2 protein-coding genes and 1 pseudogene are annotated in these 1,332 nt (G+C 61.6%); all 3 read right to left on the reverse strand.

What is annotated here, in order from left to right:
* Positions 1-297: pseudogene (locus EN893_RS34170) on the reverse strand (alpha/beta hydrolase); the annotation flags it as partial.
* Between the two features lie 43 nt (positions 298-340).
* A complete protein-coding gene (locus EN893_RS34175) occupies positions 341-826 on the reverse strand; it encodes an SRPBCC family protein (RefSeq protein ID WP_127269871.1) in 486 nt (161 codons plus the stop codon).
* Positions 827-1,199: 373 nt separating this feature from the next.
* Positions 1,200-1,332: ParB N-terminal domain-containing protein (locus EN893_RS39940; RefSeq protein WP_164901388.1), on the reverse strand; the 133-nt coding region annotated here is incomplete at its 5' end.

The following is a 1,332-nucleotide window of genomic DNA, read 5'->3' on the forward strand; positions in this document are numbered from 1 at the left end:
ACCCTGCAGGTCGACGCCGATGACGGTGCGGTTTTCGGCAAGTTTCGGCAGGATCGGCGCGAACATATCCGTGGTGCCGAGACCGCCATGCAGCAGAAGCAGCGGCTCGCCCTTGCCATAGATGGCATAATAATAATTCAGGCCGTTGATCGGCAGCAGGCCGGACTTTTCCGGCTTCGGCAGTGCGTTCGTCTCAGTCGTCATGGCGGGTTTTGTCTCCTCCGCATTGGTGGTGCCTGGGCAGCCAACGAGCGCTGCAACCGAAGCAAGAATGGCGAAAAACAGGGTTTTGGACATATCGATCTCCTCTCGTCATGCCGGTATCAGAGCGTCATGCGGATCAAAGCGTTTTGGCGAGTTCTTCGAGCTGGTCGGCGCACTGTCCCCAACCCTCGTGGAAACCCATCTTCTCATGCTGTTCGCGGTCGGCGACGCTCCAGTGCCTGACCCGAGCGATGTAGCGGGTCTTGCCGTTGCCCTCGTCCTCGAAGGTCAGCGCGACGGTCATGAACGGCTTTTCCGAAGGCTGCCAAGCCTCTGTGTAGGCGTCGGTGAGGACGATCTTCCTGCCGGGAACGACTTCGAGGAAGACTCCCGGGTTGGGGAATTCGTTGCCGTCCGGGCTAGCCATGACGACAAGGCTCGAGCCGCCGGTGCGCACATCCATCTCGGCGCGCGGCGTCGTCCACGGCTTTGGCGAGAACCAGCGCGTAATCAGTTTCGGGTCGGTCCAGCAGCGATAGACGTTCTCGCGCGGTGCATCGATGATGCGGGCGAGAACCAGTTCACGGTCATTGGTGGGGGCGATGTCGAGCTTGATGGTCATGATGGCGTCCTGCGTTTGATCTGGCTTCCGTCCCAAGGACGAGCCGATGAACCGCAAACCGACATCGGCCAGTGAAAAAATGTCGGCACCGTCTCGATGGGCCCAAGGCGTTCCCCACCTTCGTCATCCACGGGCGGAGCAGGAGCGGAGCTCCGTCGCGGAGACCCGAGGATCCATGCCGCGACCGTTGTCGAGGAATGCAGCGGAGCAAGAATTCCGCACCGTCGTGACGCGTTGGAGTCGCGGCATGGATCCTCGGGTCTGCGCCGCGTCGCTGCGCTCCTTGCTCCGCCCGTGGATGACGAAGCGATCAGGGTTCGAGCCAATCGCCAAGGCATTCGATAAAAACTTCTGCGCCGAGAAACTCGATGCGTCAGTGGCGCTTGGCTTGCACCAGATAAGCCTCGATCTCGGTCTCGCCGAGCCACCTTGCCGCCTCGAGCCGGTGCAGGCCTTCGACGAGGATGTGGCGCTTGCCGTCATGGCGGACCTGGATCGGCGTCTTC

It is taken from the genome of Mesorhizobium sp. M7A.F.Ca.CA.004.04.2.1 (assembly GCF_004022825.1).
GTDB lineage: Bacteria > Pseudomonadota > Alphaproteobacteria > Rhizobiales > Rhizobiaceae > Mesorhizobium.

Coding starts and splice junctions, on each gene's coding strand:
- EN893_RS34175 (WP_127269871.1), bottom strand. CDS start 826: ATGACCATCAAGCTCGACATCGCCCCCACCAATGACCGTGAACTGGTT.